A 1,186-nucleotide genomic window follows, 5' to 3' on the forward strand; every position below is an offset into this window, starting at 1 on the left:
TGTAATTTCTACATTTCCCGTATCTACCATTTCATTTTCTATTTTTAATGATAGAACTTCTGTCATTCCTTTTTTGATTTCAAACGATACTGGTTCTGTTAATTGTTTGTAACCTGGTAAGCTTTCTTTCTCTACTAATTTGTACTTTCCTACAGATAAGTCTGAGATTTTTGCTTTACCATTTTTATCTGTTTTTACTTCCGTTACTACTTTGCCTTTTTCATCTTGCACTTCGAAGACTACATCTTCTAATACTTTTTTACTATCTTTATCTACTTTTGTAATTTCTACTGAACCTTTATCTACTAGTTCATTCTCTACTTTTAATGATAAGACTTCTGTCATACCCTTTTTAATTTCGAATGATACTGGCTCTGTTAGCTTTTTGTAGCCTGGTAAGCTTTCTACTTCTACTAGTTTGTAATTTCCTACAGATAGATCTGAAATTTTCGCTTTTCCTTCTTTATCTGTTGTTACTTTCGTTACTGCTTTGCCTTTTTCATCTTGCACTTCGAATGTTACGCCTTCTAATAACGCGCCACTTTCTTTGTCCACTTTTGTAATTTCTACTGAGCCTTTATCTAACTGTTCATTCTCTACTTTTAATGATAAGACTTCTATCATACCTTTTTTGATTTCGAATGATACTGGCTTCGCTAGTTTTTTATATCCTGGTAAGCTTTCTACTTCTACTAGCTTATATTTTCCTACTGATAAATCTGAAATTGTTGCTTTTCCATCTTTATCTGTTTTTACTTTCGTTACTACTTTGCCTTTTTCATCTTGCACTTCGAATGTTACGCCTTCTAATAACGCGCCACTTTCTTTGTCTACTTTTGTAATCTCTACTGAACCTTTATCTAACAGTTCGTTCTCTACTTTCAATGATAAAACTTTCGTCATACCTTTTTTGATTTCGAATAATACTGGTTCTGTTAATTTTTTGTAACCTGGTAAGCTTTCTTTTTCTACTAATTTATACTTTCCTACTGATAAATCTGAAATTGTTGCTTTTCCTTCTTTATCTGTCGTTACTTCTGTTACTACTTTGCCTTTGTCGTCTTGAACTTCGAAGACTACGCCTTCTAATAATTTTTGACTATCTTTATCTACTTTTGTAATTTCTACATTTCCCTTGTCTAACATTTCGTTTTCTACTGTTAAAGCAAGAGATTTTGTCATGCCT

The 1,186-nt window shown here is 32.0% G+C and carries 1 protein-coding gene; it reads right to left on the reverse strand.

All coding sequences use genetic code 11. The annotated features are described in order from the left end of the window. Positions 1-1,186 (reverse strand): SpaA isopeptide-forming pilin-related protein (locus MR167_RS31490; protein ID WP_255787508.1); only part of this gene is annotated, 1,186 nt, incomplete at both ends.

The organism is Bacillus cereus group sp. BfR-BA-01355, assembly GCF_022663675.1.
In the GTDB taxonomy this organism is placed as follows: Bacteria; Bacillota; Bacilli; order Bacillales; family Bacillaceae_G; genus Bacillus_A; species Bacillus_A thuringiensis_S.